The 19,952-nt window shown below is 61.7% G+C and carries 21 protein-coding genes and 2 tRNA genes; 17 read left to right on the top strand and 6 right to left on the bottom strand.

Annotated features, from left to right (window positions below; all coding sequences use genetic code 11):
• Nucleotides 1–182 (bottom strand): FAD-dependent oxidoreductase (locus A3AC_RS29520; RefSeq protein WP_035475900.1); only part of this gene is annotated, 182 nt, incomplete at its 3' end.
• Between the two features lie 187 nt (nt 183–369).
• On the opposite strand from A3AC_RS29520, the gene A3AC_RS0126010 reads away from it, so the two are divergent.
• Nucleotides 370–1,146: an SDR family oxidoreductase gene (locus tag A3AC_RS0126010; protein ID WP_013339934.1), complete on the top strand. Its 777-nt coding sequence runs from the start codon at nt 370–372 to the stop codon at nt 1,144–1,146.
• 65 nt (nt 1,147–1,211) lie between these two features.
• Nucleotides 1,212–1,655 (top strand): acyl-CoA thioesterase, encoded by a 444-nt coding sequence (locus A3AC_RS0126015; RefSeq protein WP_025602366.1) that lies wholly within the window; start codon nt 1,212–1,214, stop codon nt 1,653–1,655.
• A gap of 18 nt (nt 1,656–1,673) precedes the next feature.
• Here A3AC_RS0126015 and A3AC_RS0126020 read toward each other — a convergent pair whose 3' ends face one another.
• Nucleotides 1,674–2,219, bottom strand: a complete 546-nt coding sequence (locus A3AC_RS0126020) for a LuxR C-terminal-related transcriptional regulator (RefSeq protein WP_025602367.1) — start codon at nt 2,217–2,219, stop codon at nt 1,674–1,676.
• Between the two features lie 242 nt (nt 2,220–2,461).
• Between A3AC_RS0126020 and A3AC_RS0126025 the strand changes: the two genes are divergently transcribed.
• The 15 genes from A3AC_RS0126025 to A3AC_RS0126095 all read left to right on the top strand — a co-directional run bounded on the left by A3AC_RS0126025 (nt 2,462) and on the right by A3AC_RS0126095 (nt 16,446).
• Entirely contained in the window at nt 2,462–3,166 is a 705-nt protein-coding gene (locus tag A3AC_RS0126025; RefSeq protein WP_025602368.1) for a CoA transferase subunit A, read from the top strand.
• A gap of 2 nt (nt 3,167–3,168) precedes the next feature.
• Entirely contained in the window at nt 3,169–3,810 is a 642-nt protein-coding gene (locus A3AC_RS0126030) for a CoA transferase subunit B (RefSeq protein WP_025602369.1), read from the top strand.
• A 317-nt stretch (nt 3,811–4,127) separates the two neighbouring features.
• Nucleotides 4,128–5,039 carry an alpha/beta fold hydrolase gene (locus A3AC_RS0126035; protein WP_025602370.1) on the top strand — a complete coding sequence of 304 codons (912 nt, stop codon included), beginning with the start codon at nt 4,128–4,130 and terminating at the stop codon, nt 5,037–5,039.
• Nucleotides 5,040–5,125: 86 nt separating this feature from the next.
• Nucleotides 5,126–5,479 carry a RidA family protein gene (locus A3AC_RS0126040; RefSeq protein WP_025602371.1) on the top strand — a complete coding sequence of 118 codons (354 nt, stop codon included), beginning with the start codon at nt 5,126–5,128 and terminating at the stop codon, nt 5,477–5,479.
• Between the two features lie 82 nt (nt 5,480–5,561).
• Nucleotides 5,562–7,805 (top strand): RelA/SpoT family protein, encoded by a 2,244-nt coding sequence (locus A3AC_RS0126045; protein ID WP_025602372.1) that lies wholly within the window; start codon nt 5,562–5,564, stop codon nt 7,803–7,805.
• Between the two features lie 138 nt (nt 7,806–7,943).
• A tRNA-Val gene (locus A3AC_RS0126050) sits at nt 7,944–8,020 on the top strand.
• Nucleotides 8,021–8,288: 268 nt separating this feature from the next.
• The gene (thrS, locus tag A3AC_RS0126055) at nt 8,289–10,196 is read left to right on the top strand and encodes a threonine--tRNA ligase (RefSeq protein ID WP_025602373.1); all 1,908 of its coding nucleotides are present in this window, start codon (nt 8,289–8,291) and stop codon (nt 10,194–10,196) included.
• Between the two features lie 49 nt (nt 10,197–10,245).
• Nucleotides 10,246–10,770: a translation initiation factor IF-3 gene (gene infC, locus A3AC_RS0126060; protein ID WP_075643713.1), complete on the top strand. Its 525-nt coding sequence runs from the start codon at nt 10,246–10,248 to the stop codon at nt 10,768–10,770.
• A gap of 247 nt (nt 10,771–11,017) precedes the next feature.
• On the top strand, nt 11,018–11,215 hold the full coding sequence (gene rpmI / locus A3AC_RS0126065; RefSeq protein ID WP_006052501.1) for a 50S ribosomal protein L35: 198 nt from the start codon (nt 11,018–11,020) through the stop codon (nt 11,213–11,215).
• A gap of 29 nt (nt 11,216–11,244) precedes the next feature.
• The gene (rplT, locus tag A3AC_RS0126070; protein ID WP_006052502.1) at nt 11,245–11,604 is read left to right on the top strand and encodes a 50S ribosomal protein L20; all 360 of its coding nucleotides are present in this window, start codon (nt 11,245–11,247) and stop codon (nt 11,602–11,604) included.
• 158 nt (nt 11,605–11,762) lie between these two features.
• A complete protein-coding gene (gene pheS, locus A3AC_RS0126075) occupies nt 11,763–12,776 on the top strand; it encodes a phenylalanine--tRNA ligase subunit alpha (RefSeq protein WP_025602374.1) in 1,014 nt (337 codons plus the stop codon).
• 162 nt (nt 12,777–12,938) lie between these two features.
• Nucleotides 12,939–15,374, top strand: a complete 2,436-nt coding sequence (gene pheT, locus A3AC_RS0126080; RefSeq protein WP_025602375.1) for a phenylalanine--tRNA ligase subunit beta — start codon at nt 12,939–12,941, stop codon at nt 15,372–15,374.
• A 69-nt stretch (nt 15,375–15,443) separates the two neighbouring features.
• Nucleotides 15,444–15,854: an integration host factor subunit alpha gene (locus tag A3AC_RS0126085; protein ID WP_006052505.1), complete on the top strand. Its 411-nt coding sequence runs from the start codon at nt 15,444–15,446 to the stop codon at nt 15,852–15,854.
• 46 nt (nt 15,855–15,900) lie between these two features.
• Nucleotides 15,901–16,308 (top strand): MerR family transcriptional regulator, encoded by a 408-nt coding sequence (locus tag A3AC_RS0126090; RefSeq protein ID WP_025602376.1) that lies wholly within the window; start codon nt 15,901–15,903, stop codon nt 16,306–16,308.
• A 61-nt stretch (nt 16,309–16,369) separates the two neighbouring features.
• Nucleotides 16,370–16,446, top strand: a tRNA-Pro gene (locus A3AC_RS0126095).
• A gap of 99 nt (nt 16,447–16,545) precedes the next feature.
• Here A3AC_RS0126095 and rng read toward each other — a convergent pair.
• The 4 genes from rng to rsfS form a co-directional block, all read right to left on the bottom strand.
• Nucleotides 16,546–18,015 (bottom strand): ribonuclease G, encoded by a 1,470-nt coding sequence (rng, locus tag A3AC_RS0126100; RefSeq protein WP_025602377.1) that lies wholly within the window; start codon nt 18,013–18,015, stop codon nt 16,546–16,548.
• A 9-nt stretch (nt 18,016–18,024) separates the two neighbouring features.
• Nucleotides 18,025–18,654, bottom strand: coding sequence for a Maf family protein (locus tag A3AC_RS0126105; protein WP_025602378.1), 630 nt, complete (start codon nt 18,652–18,654; stop codon nt 18,025–18,027).
• A gap of 317 nt (nt 18,655–18,971) precedes the next feature.
• A complete protein-coding gene (gene rlmH, locus A3AC_RS0126110) occupies nt 18,972–19,442 on the bottom strand; it encodes a 23S rRNA (pseudouridine(1915)-N(3))-methyltransferase RlmH (protein ID WP_025602379.1) in 471 nt (156 codons plus the stop codon).
• Between the two features lie 50 nt (nt 19,443–19,492).
• The gene (gene rsfS / locus A3AC_RS0126115) at nt 19,493–19,948 is read right to left on the bottom strand and encodes a ribosome silencing factor (protein WP_025602380.1); all 456 of its coding nucleotides are present in this window, start codon (nt 19,946–19,948) and stop codon (nt 19,493–19,495) included.
• Nucleotides 19,949–19,952 lie beyond the last annotated feature (4 nt).

The raw sequence follows: 19,952 nt of genomic DNA on the forward strand, positions 1-19,952 counted from the left end.
TGCGCCCCGATTTCCGAGCCTTTTTCAAGCACGCAGACGCCAAGTTCGACCCCCTTGTCGGCCGCCAGCTGCTTCAGGCGGATCGCGGCAGACAGGCCAGCCGGGCCGCCGCCGACGATCACGACGTCGTATTCCATCGACTCGCGCGGGCCATACTGCTCGATGAGACTTGCGGGGGTCATTGAAGCTCCTCTTACCGTTAGAATGCTTTTTTCGGGATCGTATTGTGGGCGATGGATTCTTGCACCGCAACCGGGTCAGCAGAGATTAGCACGATCGTTCTATTTCTGTGATACGGTATTGACCCGAGCTTAAGCTCGGCCGCAACTGACAACCGCATCCGTAACAATCACCGAACAAGGAACGACAATGGGCCGTTCGATCAATCTGGAAGGCAAGGTCGCGCTGATAACCGGCGCCTCGAGCGGGTTGGGCAAGCGCTTTGCACAGGTATTGTCGCAGGCGGGCGCCAAGGTCGTGCTCGCGAGCCGGCGCACGGAGCGCCTCAAGGAACTGCGCGCCGAGATCGAGGCGTCGGGCGGCGCGGCGCACGTCGTCTCGCTCGACGTGACAGATTATCAAAGCATCAAGGCGGCCGTCGCGCACGCGGAGACCGAGGCGGGCACGATCGACATTCTGGTGAACAACTCGGGCGTGTCCACCACGCAAAAGCTCTCGGAAGTCACACCCGCCGACTTCGAATACGTGTTCGATACGAATACGCGCGGCGCATTCTTCGTCGCCCAGGAAGTGGCCAAGCGCATGATCATGCGCGGCAACAATGCGCAAAAGCCGTCGTATCGCATCATCAATATAGCCTCCATGGCGGGTCTGCGAGTGCTGCCGCAAATCGGCCTGTATTCGATGAGCAAGGCGGCCGTCGTGCACATGACCAAAGCGATGGCGCTCGAATGGGGCAAGCACGGCATCAACGTGAACGCGATCTGTCCGGGCTATATCGATACGGAGATCAACCATCATCACTGGTCGACCGAGCAGGGACAGAAGCTCGTGTCGATGCTGCCGCGCCATCGCGTCGGCAAGCCGGACGACCTGGACGGACTCCTGCTGCTGCTGGCGGCGGACGAATCGCAGTTCATCAACGGCTCGGTAATCGCTGCCGACGACGGCTTCGGCCTTGCGTGAGCCTTGCCGCTTTCCAGTTCGACGCCGGATTCAATCACTGAAGAAGCAGGAAGAGTAGAAGCACAATGAGCGATTTTCACGCAGTTTTCGAAATGTCGATGCCGATCCGCTGGGGCGACATGGACGCGTTCGGCCATGTGAACAACACGGTCTATTTCCGTTATATGGAGCAGGTGCGCATTTCCTGGTTCGAGCAACTGGGCTTGACCGGCAGCAACGCGGACGGCCAGGGGCCGGTGATCGTCAATGCGTCGATGGAATTTCTCAAGCAACTGCATTATCCCGGCGACGTGATCGGCCGCATGAGCGTCGCGACGCCCGGCCGCAGCAGTTTCGATACCGGCTTCGAGCTGGTGCGCGCGGACGATCCGAACACCGTTTATGCGCGCGGCGCCGCCCGTTGCGTGTGGATCGATTACGCGGCAGGCAAGTCGGTGCCGGTCCCGGACGTGCTGCGCGCGACGATCGAGCGTGCGGCTCTCGTCAAAACGGCCGAGCCGGCGGCATAAGTTCGCGAAGTGCGGCGCTTAATGGCCGAGCAGCCGCTGCAACAACTCGGTCGCATTCCCCGTATCGTATTTGCGCATCAGCCGCGCGCGGTACACGTCGACCGTCCGCGGGCTGATGTCCAGCGCCCGTCCAATCTGCTTACTCGTTTTTCCCGTCACCAGTTGTGCGGCGATTTCGCGCTCGCGCGGCGTCAGTTCGACGGCCACGCGGCGCGTCGCGCTCAGATCCTCGAAAGTCCAGACGCCCGCCGCGTGCGGGTCGGCGCGCCGCTGTGCGCGGCCGGTCACGTGGCACCAGAACAGTTCGCCGTTGGCGCGCTTCATGATGCGGTCGTCGGCGTAGCTGCCTTGCGCGGTCATGATGGGCGGAATGCGTGCGCCGATCCGCTCGAATTCGTCCGCGGACGGGTAGAGTATCTGGAACGACTGGCCGATCAGCGCCTCGCGCGGACAGCCGAAGATGGACGCAAGCTCGTCATTGCAGTCTTCGATAATGCGTTCACGCGACAGCACGAGCCCGATCGGCGCGAGATGAAAAGCGGTTTGATAATCCAGTGCGGGCATGGGCTGGCGGCAAGTACTTATGTATTTTTGCGTATTGTGCCGCATGGCGCGGCGAGCGTACTCTTTCGGGCACATGAGAACGCGGTGAGGCGTCCGTGGCGGCGTGTGCACGAGCCTTTAGCCAGGCCTCGCGCCCAGTGCGTCGTGGATGACTGCAATGACGTCTCGGGCCACGGCCTGTACGCGTCGTATCAGCCGCAACAAAACCGGTTTCGGGTTTCCATAAAGGAAGGGACAAACTGATGAACAAGGTCTATCCAGGCGCCGCCGAGGCGCTGAAAGACATCGTCAAGGACGGGCAGACGTTCGCCGTCGGCGGCTTCGGGCTGTGCGGCATTCCCGAGGCGCTGATCGCAGCGCTGCGCGACACGAAGGTGCAGGGCATCACGTGCATCAGCAACAACGCGGGCGTCGACGGATTCGGCCTTGGTCTGCTGCTCGAAACGCGCCAGATCAAGAAGATGATTTCGTCGTATGTCGGCGAGAACAAGGAGTTCGAGCGCCAGTATCTGGCCGGTGAGCTTGAGCTCGAATTCACGCCGCAGGGCACGCTTGCCGAGAAGCTGCGCGCGGGCGGCTCGGGCATTCCGGCTTTCTTCACGAATACCGGCTACGGCACGCTGATTGCCGAGGGCAAGGAAACCCGCCAGTTCGGCGAAAACCACTACGTGCTCGAACGTTCGCTGACCGCTGATATCGCCCTCGTCAAGGCATGGAAGGCCGACAAGTCGGGCAACCTGATCTATCGCCGCACGGCGCGCAACTTCAACCCGATGTGCGCGATGGCCGGCCGGATCACCGTGGCGGAAGTCGAGGAAATCGTCGAGGTGGGCGAGCTCGATCCGGACGCGATTCATACGCCTGGCATCTTCGTTCAGCGCATCGTGCTCAATGCGCATCCGGAAAAACGCATCGAACAACGCGTCGTCCGCGCGAAAGGAGACTGATCATGGCATGGACTCGTGACCAAATGGCCGCGCGCGCGGCGAAGGAATTGCAGGACGGCTTCTATGTGAACCTCGGCATCGGCCTGCCGACGCTGGTGGCGAACCACGTGCCGCCGGGCGTCGAAGTATGGCTGCAGTCGGAGAACGGCCTGCTCGGCATCGGCCCCTCGCCGACCGAAGACGAAGTGGATCCCGACCTCATCAACGCCGGCAAGCAGACTGTGACCACGTTGCCCGGCTCGTCGATTTTCTCGTCGGCGGATTCGTTCGCGATGATTCGCGGCGGCCACATCAACCTGGCGATTCTCGGCGCGATGCAGATCAGCAAGAAGGGCGATCTCGCCAACTGGATGATCCCGGGCAAAATGATCAAGGGCATGGGCGGCGCGATGGATCTGGTCGCGGGCGTCAAGCGCGTCGTCGTGCTGATGGAGCACGTCGCGAAGGGCGACCAGCACAAGATTCTCGAGGAATGCACGTTGCCGTTGACGGGCGTGGGCGTGGTCGATCAGATCATCACCGACCTCGGCGTGATCGAAGTCACGGAAGACGGCCTGAAGGTGACCGAACTGGCGCCGGGCGTGAGCGTCGACGAGATCAAGGCGAAGACGGGCGCGCCGCTGGATGTGAGCGCGGTTAGCTGATTCGCGGTTGTCCGGTCTATTGCCGGCTGACGTGTGTGACGCGTGAGCGTTGGCTGGCGGCATAGACAGCAGCGGGCATGCTTGACGTAGGCGTGCAGCGTGCATTGAAGCGGGCGAGGCGTAAGTCTCCTCCGCTTTTTTTCTTATGGGGCGGACGTTTTGCTTTGCTCGTCCTATGCGGTTTGGCCGATCGTTGCCATGTGCAAAGCGGTTTACAATCGTTCGAAGGCATCAATGGAGATTCGCCGCGAGCCGCTTCCTACCGCGTTGCGGTCCGCGCCCGCACCAGATCCGCAGCGCTTTTGCAAGGACCACAGATGACCGCAACGACAGCCTTCGCCGGCGAGCCGCCCACGCCTCGCCAACGTTACGTGCAGTGCGCGAGCGTCGCGGGCCTGCATCGTATCGCCTACACGGAGTGGGGCGATCCGGACAATCCTCGCGTGCTGTTGTGCGTGCACGGCCTGACGCGTTCGGGGCGCGACTTCGACCGGCTCGCCGCGCAGTTTGCGGGCACGTACCGTGTGGTCTGTCCGGATGTCGCCGGGCGGGGCTTGTCGTCGTGGCTCGCCAACCCCAACTTGTATGGCGTGCCGCAGTATGTCGCCGACATGGTCACGCTGATTGCTCGCCTGAACGTGGAGACGGTGGACTGGTTCGGCACGTCCATGGGCGGGCTGATCGGGCTCGGCCTGGCGGGCCTCGCCGACACGCCCATCCGCAAGCTGTTGTTGAACGACGTCGGCCCGCATCTGGAGCCGGAGGCCGTCAAACGTATCGGCGATTATCTCGGCAAGCCCGTGCGTTTCGACTCGCTGCGGCAAGGCGTCGACCACGCGGCTTTTCTTGCGCGCACCTTCGGCCCGCTCACGCCGGACGAATGGCGCGAGATCAATACGCCGCTGCTGCGCGAGGAAAACGGCACATGGCTGTTCCGTTACGATCCGCGCATCGCCCAGCCCTTCGCCGCAACCACCGAAGAAACCGCGAAGCTCGGCGAGGCCGCGTTATGGCATTCGCTTGCGTCTTTCCAGGGGCCGGTGCTGGTGGTGAGGGGCGAGTTGTCCGACTTGCTGTCGCGTGAGACGGTCGCGAAGATGGTCGAGACGGGGCGTGATGTTTCCAGCGTCGAAATCAGCGGTGTCGGGCATGCGCCGGCGTTTTTGTCGGCACATCAGATCGACATTGCGCGGCGGTTCTTCATCGGCCCAGGCGGCGACGCGTCATAATATGTGGTTGCGCGTGACGCTGCGCTGCGGGCGTCATGCAAGCCGTATTTCCATTCAACTCTCTTCTATCTACATCAGGATCTTCCATGGCAGTCATTCGTCACCATGTCGGCAAGCGCCTCTCGGAAATCGCCGTGCACAACGGCACCGTGTACCTCGCCGGCCAGATCGCGGAAGACGCGGACCAGGACATCACGGGCCAGACGCGCGAAGTGCTCGGCCACATCGACCGTCTGCTTGCCGAGGCCAACAGCGATAAATCGCATCTGCTGTCGGTGCAGATCTATATCTCGGACATGGTGCACTTCGCGGGCATGAACGCAGTGTGGGACGAGTGGGTCGCACAAGGGGCGACGCCGCCGCGCGCTACCGTCGAAGCCAGGCTCGCGAATCCGAAGTGTCTGGTCGAGATCGTCGTGGTCGCGGCGCAGCGCAGCTAACCACGGCAGTCAAGCCGCGCAGAACCGAGCAGTTGCAGTTGAAATTTCGTTGATTTGCCTCGCCCCGCTGGGCCGCCGCACCATGAATACCGAAACCGTTACGAGCGCGCCGCATTCCCTCCCGTCTTTCGACGAGGCGATGGCATTCGTACGGCAGCACGCGGGCGAGGTGCGCCTGTCATCGGGCGAATTGCTGGCGGATCACGCGGCGGGTACCGCGTCCATCATGCGTACGCTCAATGTCGATCCGCCGGCCGTGCTGGCGGCCGCGCTATTCGCATTGACGCCGCATTTGCAGGACCCCGAGCGCCTGATTGCCGACAAGTTCGGCGAAGAGGTCGCGCAACTCGTCTGCGACGTGCGCAAGCTTCTGCGCCTTGGCACCGTGAGCTTGCGCGCGGCGCAGAACGCGATGCCCGAAGCGGGGCGCGACGCGCAGGCCGCGCGGCGCGCGCAGGTCGAGGCGCTGCGCAAGATGCTGCTTGCGTTCGCGCAGGACATCCGCGTGGTGTTGATCCGGCTCGCGTCGCGGCTGCAGTCGCTGCGCTTTTACGCGGCGGCGAAGCTCACGCCTTCGCCCGACGTGGCGCGCGAGACGCTCGATATCTACGCGCCGCTCGCGAACCGTCTGGGCATCTGGCAACTGAAGTGGGAACTCGAAGACCTCGCGTTCCGCTTCGAGGAACCGGCCGTCTACAAGCGCATTGCGAAGCTGCTGGACGAGAAGCGCGTCGAGCGCGAAAGCTATGTGGCGCAGGCCATCGAGCGCCTGCAGCGCGAACTCGCCGCGGCCAACATTCGCGCCGAAGTGAGCGGGCGCCCGAAGCACATCTACAGCATCTGGCGCAAGATGCGCGGCAAGGAACTGGACTTCGCGGAACTGTACGACGTGCGCGCGTTTCGTGTGATCGTGCCGGACATCAAAGACTGCTACACCGTGCTCGGCATCGTGCACAACCTGTGGCAACCGGTTCCCAAAGAGTTCGACGACTACATCTCGCGACCCAAGCCCAATGGCTACAAGTCGCTGCATACAGTCGTGATCGGCGACGACGGCCGCGCGTTCGAAGTGCAGATCCGCACGCATGAGATGCATCAGTTCGCGGAATACGGCGTGGCCGCGCACTGGCGCTACAAGGAGGCTGGCACGCGCGGTTACGGCGGGCAGTTTGCGGCCAATGAGAAGTACGACGAGAAGATCGCGTGGCTGCGTCAACTGCTCGCGTGGAAAGACGACGTGTCCGAAGGCGAGCACGGCGAAAAGCGCGCTACGCAGCCGTGGGAGCAACTGCGCCAGGCCACGCTCGACGACGACCACATCTACGTGCTGACGCCGCAGGCGCGTGTGATCGCGTTGCCGCACGGCGCGACGCCCGTGGATTTCGCGTATCACCTGCATAGCGAGTTGGGGCACAGGTGCCGCGGCGCGCGTGTGGACGGCGCGATGGTGCCGCTCAACACACAGTTGCAGAACGGCCAGACGGTTGAGATCGTCGCCGTGAAGGAGGGCGGCCCGTCCCGCGACTGGCTGAACCCGCAACTCGGCTATCTGCATAGCTCGCGCGCGCGTCAGAAGGTGCGGGCCTGGTTCAACGCGGTGGAATTGCAGGAGCATATTGCGAGCGGACGCGCGATGGTCGAAAAGACCTTGCAGCGTGAGGGCAAGACCTCGGTCAATCTGGATCAGCTTGCCGCCAAGCTCGGCTTCAAGACGACCGACGATTTTTTCTCGGTCGTGGGCAAGGAAGAATTCAGTCTGCGGCTCGTCGAACAGGCGCTGCATGATGCGCCGCCGCCGGAACCGGTGGTCGAGGCGCCGGAGCAATTCGAGAAGCGCAGCAGTGGCGCGAGTGTCGCGCGGGGCGCGTCGACGGGCGTGCTGGTGGTCGGCGTGGACGCGCTCCTCACGCAGCTTGCACGTTGCTGCCGGCCGGCGCCGCCCGACGACATCTCGGGCTTCGTGACGCGCGGCAAGGGCATGTCGATTCACCGCAGCGATTGCCCAACGTTTTTGCGCATGGCCGAGCGCGCGCCGGAGCGGGTGCTGCAAACGGCATGGTCGGCGGATGTGATGAGCGGCCGCGGGCAATCGGTCTATCCGGTCGATCTGTCGATCGAGGCAACCGACCGTCAGGGCCTGCTGCGCGATATCTCCGAAGTGTTCGCGCGCGAGAAAATGAATGTGATCGGCGTGAAGACGCAGACACGCCGCAATGCCGCGTTCATGCAATTCACCGTCGAAGTCTCGAGTGCCGCGCAAATTCAGCGCGCCTGCACGCTGCTTGGCGAAGTGACGGGCGTCGTGCGGGCATCGCGCAAAGGCTGAGAGCGAACGAGCTTAATGAACTCCTGAGAATGCGGCCGTTGTACGAGTCGCGGAATGATCACGGGTCCGGGGATTCTAAAGTCGGTGCATAAAAGTACTTGCCAAGCAGTGTGGGGCTCCATATAATCTCGTTTCTTCAGGCTCGTAGCTCAGCTGGTTAGAGCACCACCTTGACATGGTGGGGGTCGTTGGTTCGAGTCCAATCGAGCCTACCAACGAAAAAGAAATTCCGGCATTGCCGGGGTTTCGCAAACTGCAGTAAGCGCCTGTGGCGCAATAGGCGAATACGGCGAAGGGCGAATACGGTTATGGCACCGCGAACGTTGACCGAAACCACTTCGGAGCGACGCTAGTCGAGGACCACTTTCGCCAGTGCAGTTTGCAGGAAATGTGAATGCGGCCCCTCGAAAGCGGGGCCGCATTTTTTTTGGCTTTTTCACCTGGTTGTATGTGCCGCCGCCGGTCGGCACCACGGAGAACGCAATGGTTTCGATACGTCTGCCTGACGGTTCTGTTCGACAGTACGAGCATCCGGTGACCGTCGCCGAAGTGGCCGCGTCCATCGGCCCCGGCCTCGCGAAGGCTGCGCTCGGCGGCAAGATCGACGGTGAACTGGTCGACACGTCCACGCTGATCGATCACGACGTGGCGCTGGCCATCGTCACCGAAAAAGACGCAGACGGTCTCGATATCATTCGCCACTCCACGGCGCACCTGCTCGCGTACGCGGTGAAAGATCTGTACCCCGAGGCGCAGGTCACCATTGGTCCGGTGATCGACAACGGCTTTTACTACGACTTCGCCTATAACCGTCCCTTCACGCCTGAAGATCTGGAAAAGATCGAAAAGCGCATGCAGGAGCTCGCGAAGAAAGACGAGCCCGTGTCGCGCCGCGTCGTGTCGCGCGACGAAGCGGTGGACTACTTCAAGAGCATCGGCGAAAAGTACAAGGCGGAGATCATCGAGTCGATTCCGGCGACCGACGAGATCAAGCTCTACTCGCACGGCGGTTTCACCGACCTGTGTCGTGGTCCGCACGTGCCGTCCACGGGAAAGCTCAAGGTCTTCAAGTTGATGAAGGTCGCTGGTGCGTACTGGCGCGGCGATTCGAAGAACGAGCAGTTGCAGCGCATCTACGGCACGGCCTGGACGAAGAAGGAAGACCAGGAAGCGTATCTGCACATGCTCGAGGAAGCGGAAAAGCGCGATCACCGCAAGCTCGGCAAGCAACTCGACCTGTTCCATATGCAGGACGAGTCGCCCGGCATGGTGTTCTGGCATCCCCGCGGCTGGACGTTGTGGCAGCAGGTCGAGCAGTACATGCGCCGCCGCGTGAACGAGGCCGGCTACCTCGAAATCAAGACGCCCATGATCATGGACCGGTCGCTCTGGGAAGCGTCCGGCCACTGGCAGAACTATCGTGAAAACATGTTCACGACGGAATCGGAAAAGCGCGACTACGCGATCAAGCCGATGAACTGCCCCGGTCACGTTCAGGTGTTCAACCACGGCTTGCGCTCGTATCGCGATCTGCCGCTGCGTTACGCAGAGTTCGGCTCGTGCCACCGCAACGAATCGTCGGGCGCGCTGCATGGTTTGATGCGCGTGCGCGGTTTCGTGCAGGACGACGCGCACATCTTCTGTACGGAAGATCAGTTCATCAGCGAGTCGATCGCCTTTAACACGCTCGCCATGAGCGTGTACAAGGACTTCGGCTTCGACAATGTCGAGATCAAGCTGTCGTTGCGCCCGGACGCGCGCGCGGGCACGGACGAAACGTGGGACCGCGCCGAGCAGGGCTTGCGCGAAGCGCTGACCGCGTGCGGCGTGACGTGGGAAGAGCTGCCCGGCGAAGGCGCTTTCTACGGTCCGAAGGTCGAGTATCACATCAAGGACGCGCTTGGCCGCTCGTGGCAATGCGGCACGTTGCAGCTCGACATGGTGCTGCCCGAGCGTCTTGGCGCGGAGTACGTCGCGGAAGACAACGGTCGCCGCCGGCCCATCATGCTGCACCGGGCAATCGTCGGATCAATGGAGCGCTTTCTCGGCATCCTGATCGAGCACCACGCCGGTGCAATGCCCGCATGGCTGGCGCCGATGCAGGTGGTGGTGATGAATATCGCCGAAAGTCAGGCGGAATACGCCCAGTCTCTCGCCCAAACGTTGCAAAAACAAGGGGTTAGAGTGGAGGCTGATTTGCGCAACGAGAAGATTAGCTATAAAATACGTGAGCACACGCTCGAGAAGGTGCCGTACCTGCTTGTGGTCGGCGACAAGGAGCGTGAAGCCCAAACGGTAGCCGTGCGTGCCCGTGGTGGTGTCGATCTTGGCGTGATGCCTGTCGATGCCTTCATTGAGCGTCTGCGCCAGGACGTGCAGTCGTTCAACTGAGCCACTTGGCAGCCCGGCTCGTTTTTTTAATTTTTAGAGGAAACGTAACATCGCTACTGATAAGTCTGCGCACCGCATCAACGGTGAAATTACGGCACCCGAGGTGCGTCTGGTCGGCGTCGAGAACGAACCGCTCGGCATCGTGAAACTCGCTGATGCGTTCCGCATGTCGGAACAGCAAGATGTGGATCTGGTCGAAATCGCTCCTCAAGCGGTCCCGCCGGTTTGCCGTTTGATGGACTACGGCAAGTTCAAGTACCAGGAAGCGAAGAAGCAACACGAGGCCAAGCTCAAGCAGAAGGTCATCCAGGTCAAGGAAGTCAAATTCCGCCCGGGTACTGACGACGGCGACTACAACGTCAAGCTGCGTAACCTCGTCCGCTTCCTCGAAGACGGCGACAAGACGAAAATCACGTTGCGTTTCCGTGGCCGCGAAATGGCTCACCAGGAAATTGGCATGCGCATGCTGGAACGCCTGCGCACCGACCTCGACGAAGTGGGTCAGGTCGAGCAAATGCCGAAAATGGAAGGGCGCCAGATGATCATGGTGCTCGCTCCGAAGAAAAAGAAGTAAGCAGTCAGGGCAACTGCGCGCCATGAGCGCGCGAGTTCTGGTTGTGACAGATACAATGACGCCGCGCCGGTTGCCCGGTGCAGCGTCAGCAGATTTCGGAGCAGCGCTTTTGCAAGTGAGCGCCGTTCCCGAAAAGCGGCTGCCGGCGGTATCGGCGGTCTGCATACCAAGTGGAATGGGTTTCGAAGGGCGGGTAATGGCCATCAGGCCGACCGCACACCCATGTCCATCAAATAATGGAGTTGTCATGCCGAAGATGAAGACCAAGAAGAGTGCTGCAAAGCGCTTCGTGGTGCGTCCGGGCGGTACCGTCAAGCGCGGTCAAGCCTTCAAGCGCCACATTCTTACCAAGAAGACCACCAAGAACAAACGCCATCTGCGCGGCTCGACGGCAGTTCATGATTCCGATCTGAACTCCGTGCGCGCAATGCTGCCGTTCGCTTAACCCTTAACCGAAACTCATAGGAGCGAAACATGCCTCGAGTAAAACGTGGGGTTACCGCACGGGCCCGTCACAAGAAGATTATCAAGCTGGCCAAGGGTTACCGCGGCCGTCGCAATAACGTCTATCGCATCGCCAAGCAGGCGGTCATGCGCGCAGGCCAGTACGCCTACCGCGATCGCCGCAACAAGAAGCGTGTGTTCCGCGCACTGTGGATCACGCGTATCAACGCGGCGGTGCGTCAGCACGACATGACGTACAGCGTGTTCATCAACGGCCTGAAGAAGGCTTCGATCGAACTGGACCGCAAGGTGCTGGCCGACATGGCTGTGTTCGACAAGGCTGCTTTTGCTGCGATCGTTCAGCAGGTGAAAGCCGCCGTTGCAGCCTGATTGCGCTTCTGGCAATTAACACTGCGTGGTTCGTTGCAGCGAACATCCGGTAGTCCCGGTGACGCTGCAACAAAAACGGGGCTCCTCACCGAGCCCCGTTTTTGTTGGTAGAACCGGTTTTGTTTCGATAGAACACTGACGTTGAAATGATGGGATCAATGGATCTGGACCAGATTGTCGCCGACGCGCAAAAAGCCTTCGCAGAAGCCTCCGACGTCACCACGCTCGAGAACGAGAAAGCGCGCTTTCTCGGCAAGTCGGGCGCGCTGACCGAACTGTTGAAGGGCCTTGGCAAACTCGATCCCGAAACGCGCAAGACCGAAGGCGCACGGATCAACCTCGTCAAGCAGCAAGTTGAAGCCGCGTTGACGGCGCGCCGTCAGGCGCTGGCTGACGCGTTGCTGAACCAGCGCCTCGCCGCTGAAGCAATTGACGTCACCTTGCCGGGCCGTGGCGCCAATACGGGCAGCCTGCACCCGGTGATGCGCACGTGGGAGCGCGTCGAACAGATTTTCGGCAGCATCGGTTTCGACGTGGCTGACGGCCCGGAGATCGAGACCGACTGGTACAACTTCACCTCGCTGAACAGCCCGGAAAATCACCCGGCGCGTTCAATGCAGGACACTTTCTACGTCGACGGCAAAGACGCCGACGGCCGCCAACTGCTGCTGCGCACGCACACGAGCCCGATGCAGGTGCGTTACGCGCGCACCAACAAGCCGCCCATCAAGGTGATCGTGCCGGGCCGCACGTACCGCGTGGACAGCGACGCGACTCACTCGCCCATGTTCAACCAGGTGGAAGGCTTGTGGATCGACGAGAACATCAGCTTCGCGGACCTGAAGGGCGTCTATACCGACTTTCTCAAGAAGTTCTTCGAGCGCGACGATATTCAGGTTCGTTTTCGTCCGTCCTACTTTCCGTTCACCGAACCGTCGGCTGAGATCGATATGCTGTTCGAAACGGGCAAGAACGCGGGCAAGTGGCTCGAGATTTCGGGTTCAGGCCAGGTTCACCCCACGGTGATCCGCAACATGGGCCTCGACCCGGAGCGCTACATCGGCTTTGCATTCGGCAGCGGCCTCGAGCGGCTGACCATGTTGCGCTATGGCGTGCAGGACTTGCGTCTGTTCTTCGAAAACGACCTGCGCTTCCTGCGTCAATTTGCCTGAGTGAGTGCGTGAGCGCGCGCGGCGCGCTCCGCATAGAGCGCGGCGATGCACCCGAAAGTGCATACCGCCAGAGCGTCCCGGCAGTGACTTGCAGTGAAGCTCGCATCTGCCTCATGCGGATTTAACCCGCGGACCTAACCCGATCAGAACGTACACAGAACCATGCAATTCCCGGAATCCTGGCTGAGAACCTTTGTCGATCCGCAACTCACGACGGACGAGCTGTCGCACGCATTGACAATGGCGGGTCTCGAAGTGGAAGACCTGCGACCCGCTGCGCCGCCGACCTCGAAGATCGTGGTCGGTCAGGTGCTGGAAGTCGTCAAGCATCCGGATGCGGACAAGCTTAACGTTTGCCAGGTCAACGCCGGCACTGGCGCGACGCTGAACATCGTATGCGGAGCACCGAACGTGGCGCCTGGCATCAAGGTGCCGGTCGCGCTGGTCGGCGCGCAACTGCCGCCGGCCGAAGAGGGCGGCGCGCCCTTCGCAATCAAACTGTCGAAGCTGCGCGGCGTGGAAAGCCAGGGCATGCTGTGTTCGGCGCGCGAACTGAAGCTATCCGAAGATCATAGCGGCCTCCTGATCCTGCCGGAAGATACACCGATTGGCCAGGACATCCGCGAGACGCTCAATCTCGACGACACTATTTTCGAAATCAAGCTGACGCCGAACAAGGCGGATTGCCTGTCGGTGTTCGGCGTGGCGCGCGAAACGTCCGCGATCACCGGTGCGCCGTTGCGTCCGCTCGAGATCAAGCCGGTCGAGGTCAAGCTCAATGAGACGCTGCCGGTCCGCATTTCCGCGCCCGATCTGTGCGGCCGTTTCTCGGGCCGTGTCATCCGCGGTGTGAATGCGCGTGCGAAGTCGCCGCAGTGGATGGTCGAACGTCTGGAGCGTTCCGGTCAGCGCAGCATCTCGGCGCTCGTCGATATTTCCAATTATGTGATGCTCGAGCTGGGCCGTCCGTCGCACGTGTTCGATCTGGACAAGATCCACGGCGGCATGGACGTGCGTTGGGGCCGCAAGGGCGAAACGCTGAAGCTGCTGAACGGCAACACGGTCGAACTGGACGAAACGGTCGGCGTGATCGCCGACGAGCGGCATATCGAAAGTCTCGCGGGCATCATGGGCGGCGACAGCACGGCCGTCACGCTGGACACGACCAACATCTATCTCGAAGCCGCATTCTGGTGGCCCGACAGCATTCGCGGCCGCTCCCGCAAGTACAACTTCTCGACGGACGCCGGCCATCGCTTCGAGCGTGGCGTCGACTACGCGAGCACCGTCGAACATATCGAGCGCATCACGCAGTTGATCCTGGATATTTGCGGCGGCGAGGCGGGGCCTGTGGACGACCAGATCGTCAACGTGCCGCAGCGCGAGCCCGTGAAGATGCGCGTGTCGCGCGCGAACCGCATCATCGGCGTTGCAATCAGCGCCGAGGAAATCGCGCAGATTTTCGTGCGCCTGGGCCTTACGTTCGAACGCGACGGCGACGCCTTCTCAGTGATGCCGCCGTCGTACCGCTTCGATATTGAAATCGAAGAAGACCTGATCGAAGAAGTCGCGCGCATTTACGGCTTCGAAAAGATTCCGGCGCGCCCGCCCGTTGCGAAAAGCGAGATGCGCGCAACCAACGAAACGCGCCGCTCGATCCACACAATCCGCCACACGCTCGCTGCTCGCGACTACGCCGAGACGGTGAACTTCAGTTTCGTGGACGCTGAGTGGGAACAGGACTTCGCCGGCAACGACAAGCCGGTGCGCCTGCTGAACCCGATCGCGAGCCAGTTGTCGGTCATGCGCACGACGCTGTTCGGCAGTCTGATCCACGTGCTGCGTACCAACCTGAATCGCCGCGCCGCGGATCGCGTGCGCGTGTTCGAAGCCGGCCGCGTGTTCCTGCACGATCCGTCGATCAAGGCCGGCGAACTGACTGTGGAAGGCTTCGCGCAGCCGAAGATGATCGGCGGCCTCGCCTACGGTCCGGCGCTCGAAGAGCAGTGGGGCGCGCCCGCGCGCACGGTCGACTACTTCGACGTGAAGGCCGACGTCGAGGCGCTCCTCGCGCCCGCGGTAGCGCGCTTCGTGAAAGCGGAGCATGCGGCGCTGCATCCGGGGCGCAGCGCGCGCATTGAGCTGAATGGTCGCGCGATCGGCTGGATTGGCGAACTGCATCCGCGCTGGATGCAAAAATATGATTTACCGCATGCGCCGATTCTGTTTGAACTGGAAGCGGACGCATTAATGCAACGGGTATTGCCCACACCGTCGGAAGTGTCTAAATTCCCGCCGGTGCGACGCGATATCGCGGTGGTTGTCGATCAGAAAATCGAGGTGCAGGCGCTTCTCGACGAGCTCCAGAAGGCCCAGTCAGAGCCCGCCTGCAAGACGGTTCAGAAGGTTGCGCTTTTCGACGAATTCCGTCCAAAATCAAACACTTCCGGTGGTCTGGCGGCTCACGAGAAAAGCCTTGCGTTCCGAGTTACCTTGCAAGATACTGGCGGGACCCTTCAGGACGAAACGGTCGATCTGGCCATTCAGACTCTGGTGGAACGTCTGGCTCGAGTATATGGCGCACGGTTGCGCGGATAACCCGCATTTAACAATTGCACGGCTGTTTCCGCATCCTTTGTTTTCTGTCTGGCGCGCCATTTGATAGATATGAATGAAATGAACTCGAGTGATTTCGAAGCCCTTCTTACGGCGCAACGCAGCGCCATGATTCGAGAAATTCCGACATCACCCGCCGCCGTTTCAACTGAAACGCCGACGCTCACCAAAGCGGAACTTGCCGAGTTGCTGTTCGACAATGTCGGGCTCAACAAGCGGGAAGCGAAGGACATGGTCGAAGCGTTTTTCGAGGTGATCCGCGACGCGCTGGAGAGCGGCGACAGCGTCAAGCTCTCGGGCTTCGGCAACTTCCAGTTGCGCGACAAGCCGCAGCGTCCCGGCAGAAACCCGAAAACCGGCGAGGCGATTCCCATCGCCGCGCGCCGCGTTGTGACGTTCCATGCAAGTCAAAAGCTGAAGGCTCTGGTCGAGAACGGCGCGGAAGCAAGCTTCACGCGTTGATCGACTGGCGCGTTCCTGCGCAACCCACCACGACGGCTAACTGACGATGACAGCGACGATGGAAAAAGTCGTCTTGCCTCCGATTCCGGCGAAACGCTACTTCACGATTGGTGAGGTCAGCGAACTATGCGGTGTCAAGCCGCACGTGTTGCGCTATTGGGAGCAGGAGTTTACGCAGTTGCGGCCGGTCAAGCGGCGCGGCAATCGCCGGTACTATCAGCATCATGAGGTGCTGTTGATCCGGCGGATTCGCGAGTTGCTGTACGAACAGGGCTTCACGATCAACGGTGCGCGCAACCGGCTCGATTCGCATGGCGGCGGCGCGCATGGTGCGCCGGCTGAAGTGGGCGAGCAGGTCGAGGGCATCGCTCCGCCGGCGCCCACTACCGTCGCGGTCGACGTCGAGCAGTTGCGCAAGGAACTGCTGCATGTGATCGATCTGTTGAATCGCTAAGGGCTTTGTTGGCGCGAGCGGTTCTCATCGAACGAAGTGTCTGTTATAATTTCTTGCTGTTCGGGGCGTAGCGCAGCCTGGTAGCGTACCTGCATGGGGTGCAGGTGGTCGGAGGTTCAAATCCTCTCGCCCCGACCAAAGAAATCAAGGCCTTATGGATGCATGTCCATAAGGCCTTTTTCGTTGGTATGGAGTGAGGGAGCCACTCAGTGCGCGCGCTACCTCGAAGCGCCGCTCCTACATCAGCACAATATCGTACTGCTCCTGACTCAGATTCGACTCCACCTGCAGCGAAACCGGCTTGCCAATAAAGTCGATCAACATTGCCAGATGCTGCGACTCTTCCTCGAGGAACAGATCGATCACCTGCTGCGACGCCACCACGCGAAATTCGCGCGGATTGAACTGCCGCGACTCGCGCAGAATCTCGCGCAGCACGTCATAGCAAACGGTACGCGGGGTCTTGACCTGGCCCTTGCCCTGGCAGACCGGGCAGGGCTCGCACAGCACATGCGCGAGCGATTCGCGCGTGCGCTTGCGCGTCATCTCAACGAGCCCGAGCTGCGAGAAACCATTGACGGTCACACGCGTCCGGTCGCGCGACAACGCTCGCTTGAGTTCGCCCAGCACCTGATCGCGATGCTCGACGTTTTCCATATCGATAAAGTCGATGATGATCACGCCGCCAAGATTGCGCAGCCGCAATTGACGCGCAATGGTATGTGCCGCCTCGAGATTGGTCTTGAAGATCGTGTCGTCGAAATTGCGCGCGCCGACATAGCCACCGGTATTCACGTCGATGGTGGTCATCGCTTCAGTCTGGTCGATCACCAGATAACCGCCCGACTTCAGATCCACGCGGCGCGATAGTGCGCGCTGAATTTCGGCCTCGATGTTGTACAGGTCGAAGAGCGGCCGTTCGCCCGTGTAGTGATGCAGTTTCGCGGATACCGCTGGCGTGAACTCGGCCGCGAAATCGGCCAGCATCTGATACGTTTCGCGCGAATCCACCTGGATGCGCGACGTCTCGTCGTTGACGAAATCGCGCAGCACACGCTGCGCAAGGTTCAGGTCCTGATAGAGCAAACTGGTAGGCGGCATGCGCTGACCTTGCGACAGGATCGTCGCCCACGTCTTGCGCAGATACGCGACGTCGGCGGCAAGCTCTTCACTCGTCGCGTCTTCAGCAATGGTGCGCACTATATAGCCGCCTTTCTCGTCGGCGGGCAGCACGGCGGTCAGGCGCGCGCGCACCGCTTCGCGCTCGGCCTCGCTCTCGATCTTCTGCGAAATGCCGATATGCGGCTCCTGCGGCAGATACACGAGCGTGCGCCCGGCAATGCTCACTTGCGTGGAAAGCCGTGCGCCTTTGGTGCCGATCGGGTCCTTGACCACCTGAACCATCAGCGTCTGCCCTTCGAAAACGATCTTCTCTATTGGCTGATGCGGGGTCTGATGTTGTGGCTCACCGGCAATCCGCGGATGCCAGATGTCGGCTACATGCAAAAACGCGGCGCGCTCCAGACCGATGTCGATAAACGCCGATTGCATGCCCGGCAACACGCGCACCACCTTGCCGAGATAGACGTTGCCGACGCGGCCGCGCGACAGCGTTCGTTCGACGTGAAGTTCCTGGACGGCGCCTTGCTGGACGAGCGCGACGCGCGTTTCCTGCGGCGTGACATTGATCAGGATTTCTTCATTCATGGTGTTGTTCTAGAAGTCGATGCGCGCTGCACGCAGAAGGGCAGCGGTTTCAAAAAGCGGCAAACCCATGATACCTGAATAGGACCCGTCGATATGCTCGATAAACTCCGCGGCGCGTCCCTGCACACCGTATGCGCCCGCCTTGCCGAGCGGCTCGCCGCTCTTCACGTAGCGGCGAATCGCGTCTGCGTGCAACGCAGCAACGCGCACCTTGGACACGGACAGCGCGGCAGGCAGCAACTCGCCCTGTGCATCCACCACGGCGACGGCGGTCAGCACTTCGTGAGCGCGGCCCGCGAGACGTGTGAGCATCGCCGCGGCGTCGTCGGCGTCGAGAGGTTTGCCGAGGATCGCGTCGTCGATCGTGACCGTTGTGTCCGCAACGAGAATGGGCCGCGCGACATGACCGCCGGCTACGAGGCGCGCATGCGCGGCACGCGCTTTGGCCACGCAGACGCGCTCTACATAGTCGCGCGCCCGCTCGCCGGGCAGCTCGGCTTCGAGCGCTTCGGCGTCTTCATCGGGGCGGGGCAGCAGCAGTTCAAAGCGCACGCCGATCTGCTGCAACAACTCCTGACGGCGCGGACTCTGCGAAGCAAGATAGACGAACGGATGCAGCGAAGCGGCGGACGTTGGCATGGAGAGTCTCGAACAAACGGATTATGTGAGCGTGCGATGAGGGTGGTGACGATTGCGCAAGCCGAGCGTGGCGAGTGTCGGTCAGCGATCCACCGTATCCACGTGCTAGCCGAACCGCAAGCCCGCCCAGGCACTCGCCGCACTGCACGATGATGCGCGCGGCTGAAACGCGTGGACAAGCAGGTGAGCGCTTCGCCACGCCTGCCGTTCGCGAGCGCCGTGAACCCTTGCGGCAACTGGGCAATGAAGGCCACCACGCCAGCAGACACCGGGACGCAAAACGCCTCCAGCGCCTCGGGCAGCCCGACCCCTCCCGCTCACGCGCGATGATAAGGATGATTCTGCGTGATGGTCCACGCGCGGTAAAGCTGTTCGGCGAGCAGCACGCGCACCATCGCGTGCGGCAACGTGAGGCTGGAGACGCGCAGCAGCATGTCCGCGCGCGCCTTCAGTTCGGGGTCCAGTCCGTCCGCGCCGCCGATCAGAAACGCGATGTCGCGTCCGTCCTGTTGCCAGCCGGGCAGGGCGCCCGCAAGCTGCATCGTGGTCCAGTCCTTGCCGCGTTCGTCGAGCGCGATAATGCGCGCGTTTTTCGGCAATGCGGCTTCGATCTTCACGCGCTCGGCGGCCATCACACTCTCGGCCGGCCGCCCGGACGAACGCTGCTCCGGTTTGATCTCGCGCAGTTCGATGCGCAGTTCAGCCGGCATGCGTTTCGCGTATTCGTCGAAGCCGGTGGCGATCCAGTCCGGCATCTTGTGGCCGACGGCGAGAATGTGCAGTTTCATGAAGGCTCTGAAGCTCTGGCCGCGGACTCGTACCGCGGCCGATCAGCCGCTTACTTGCGGCGCGCGGCGGTCTTGCGCGCGGGCTTCTTCACGGCCGGCGCTTCCTCGTCCTCGTCTTCTTCGTCGGGCTCGCTCGAACGCGCGCCGCCGAACGGGTCAGGCGTGGACAGCTTGATGCGCACCGGCTTTTCGCCCCAGATTTCCTCGAGGTTGTAGTACTGGCGCAGCGCCGGTTGCAGGATGTGGACGATCGCGTCGCCGCAATCCACCAGCACCCATTCGCCGATGTCCTCGCCCTCGGTGCTGACGATTTCGCCGCCGGCTTCTTTCACGCCTTCGCGCACGCTCGAGGCGAGCGCCTTGGTTTGCCGGTTCGAGGTGCCGCTCGCGACGATCACGCGATCGAACAGCGCGGTCAGATGGCTGGTGTTGAACACCCTGATGTCTTGCGCCTTGACGTCTTCGAGAGCGTCGACGATCACGCGTTGCAGTTTGCGAATATCCATAGGG

Source organism: Burkholderia sp. WSM2230 (assembly GCF_000472445.1).
Lineage (GTDB): Bacteria > Pseudomonadota > Gammaproteobacteria > Burkholderiales > Burkholderiaceae > Paraburkholderia.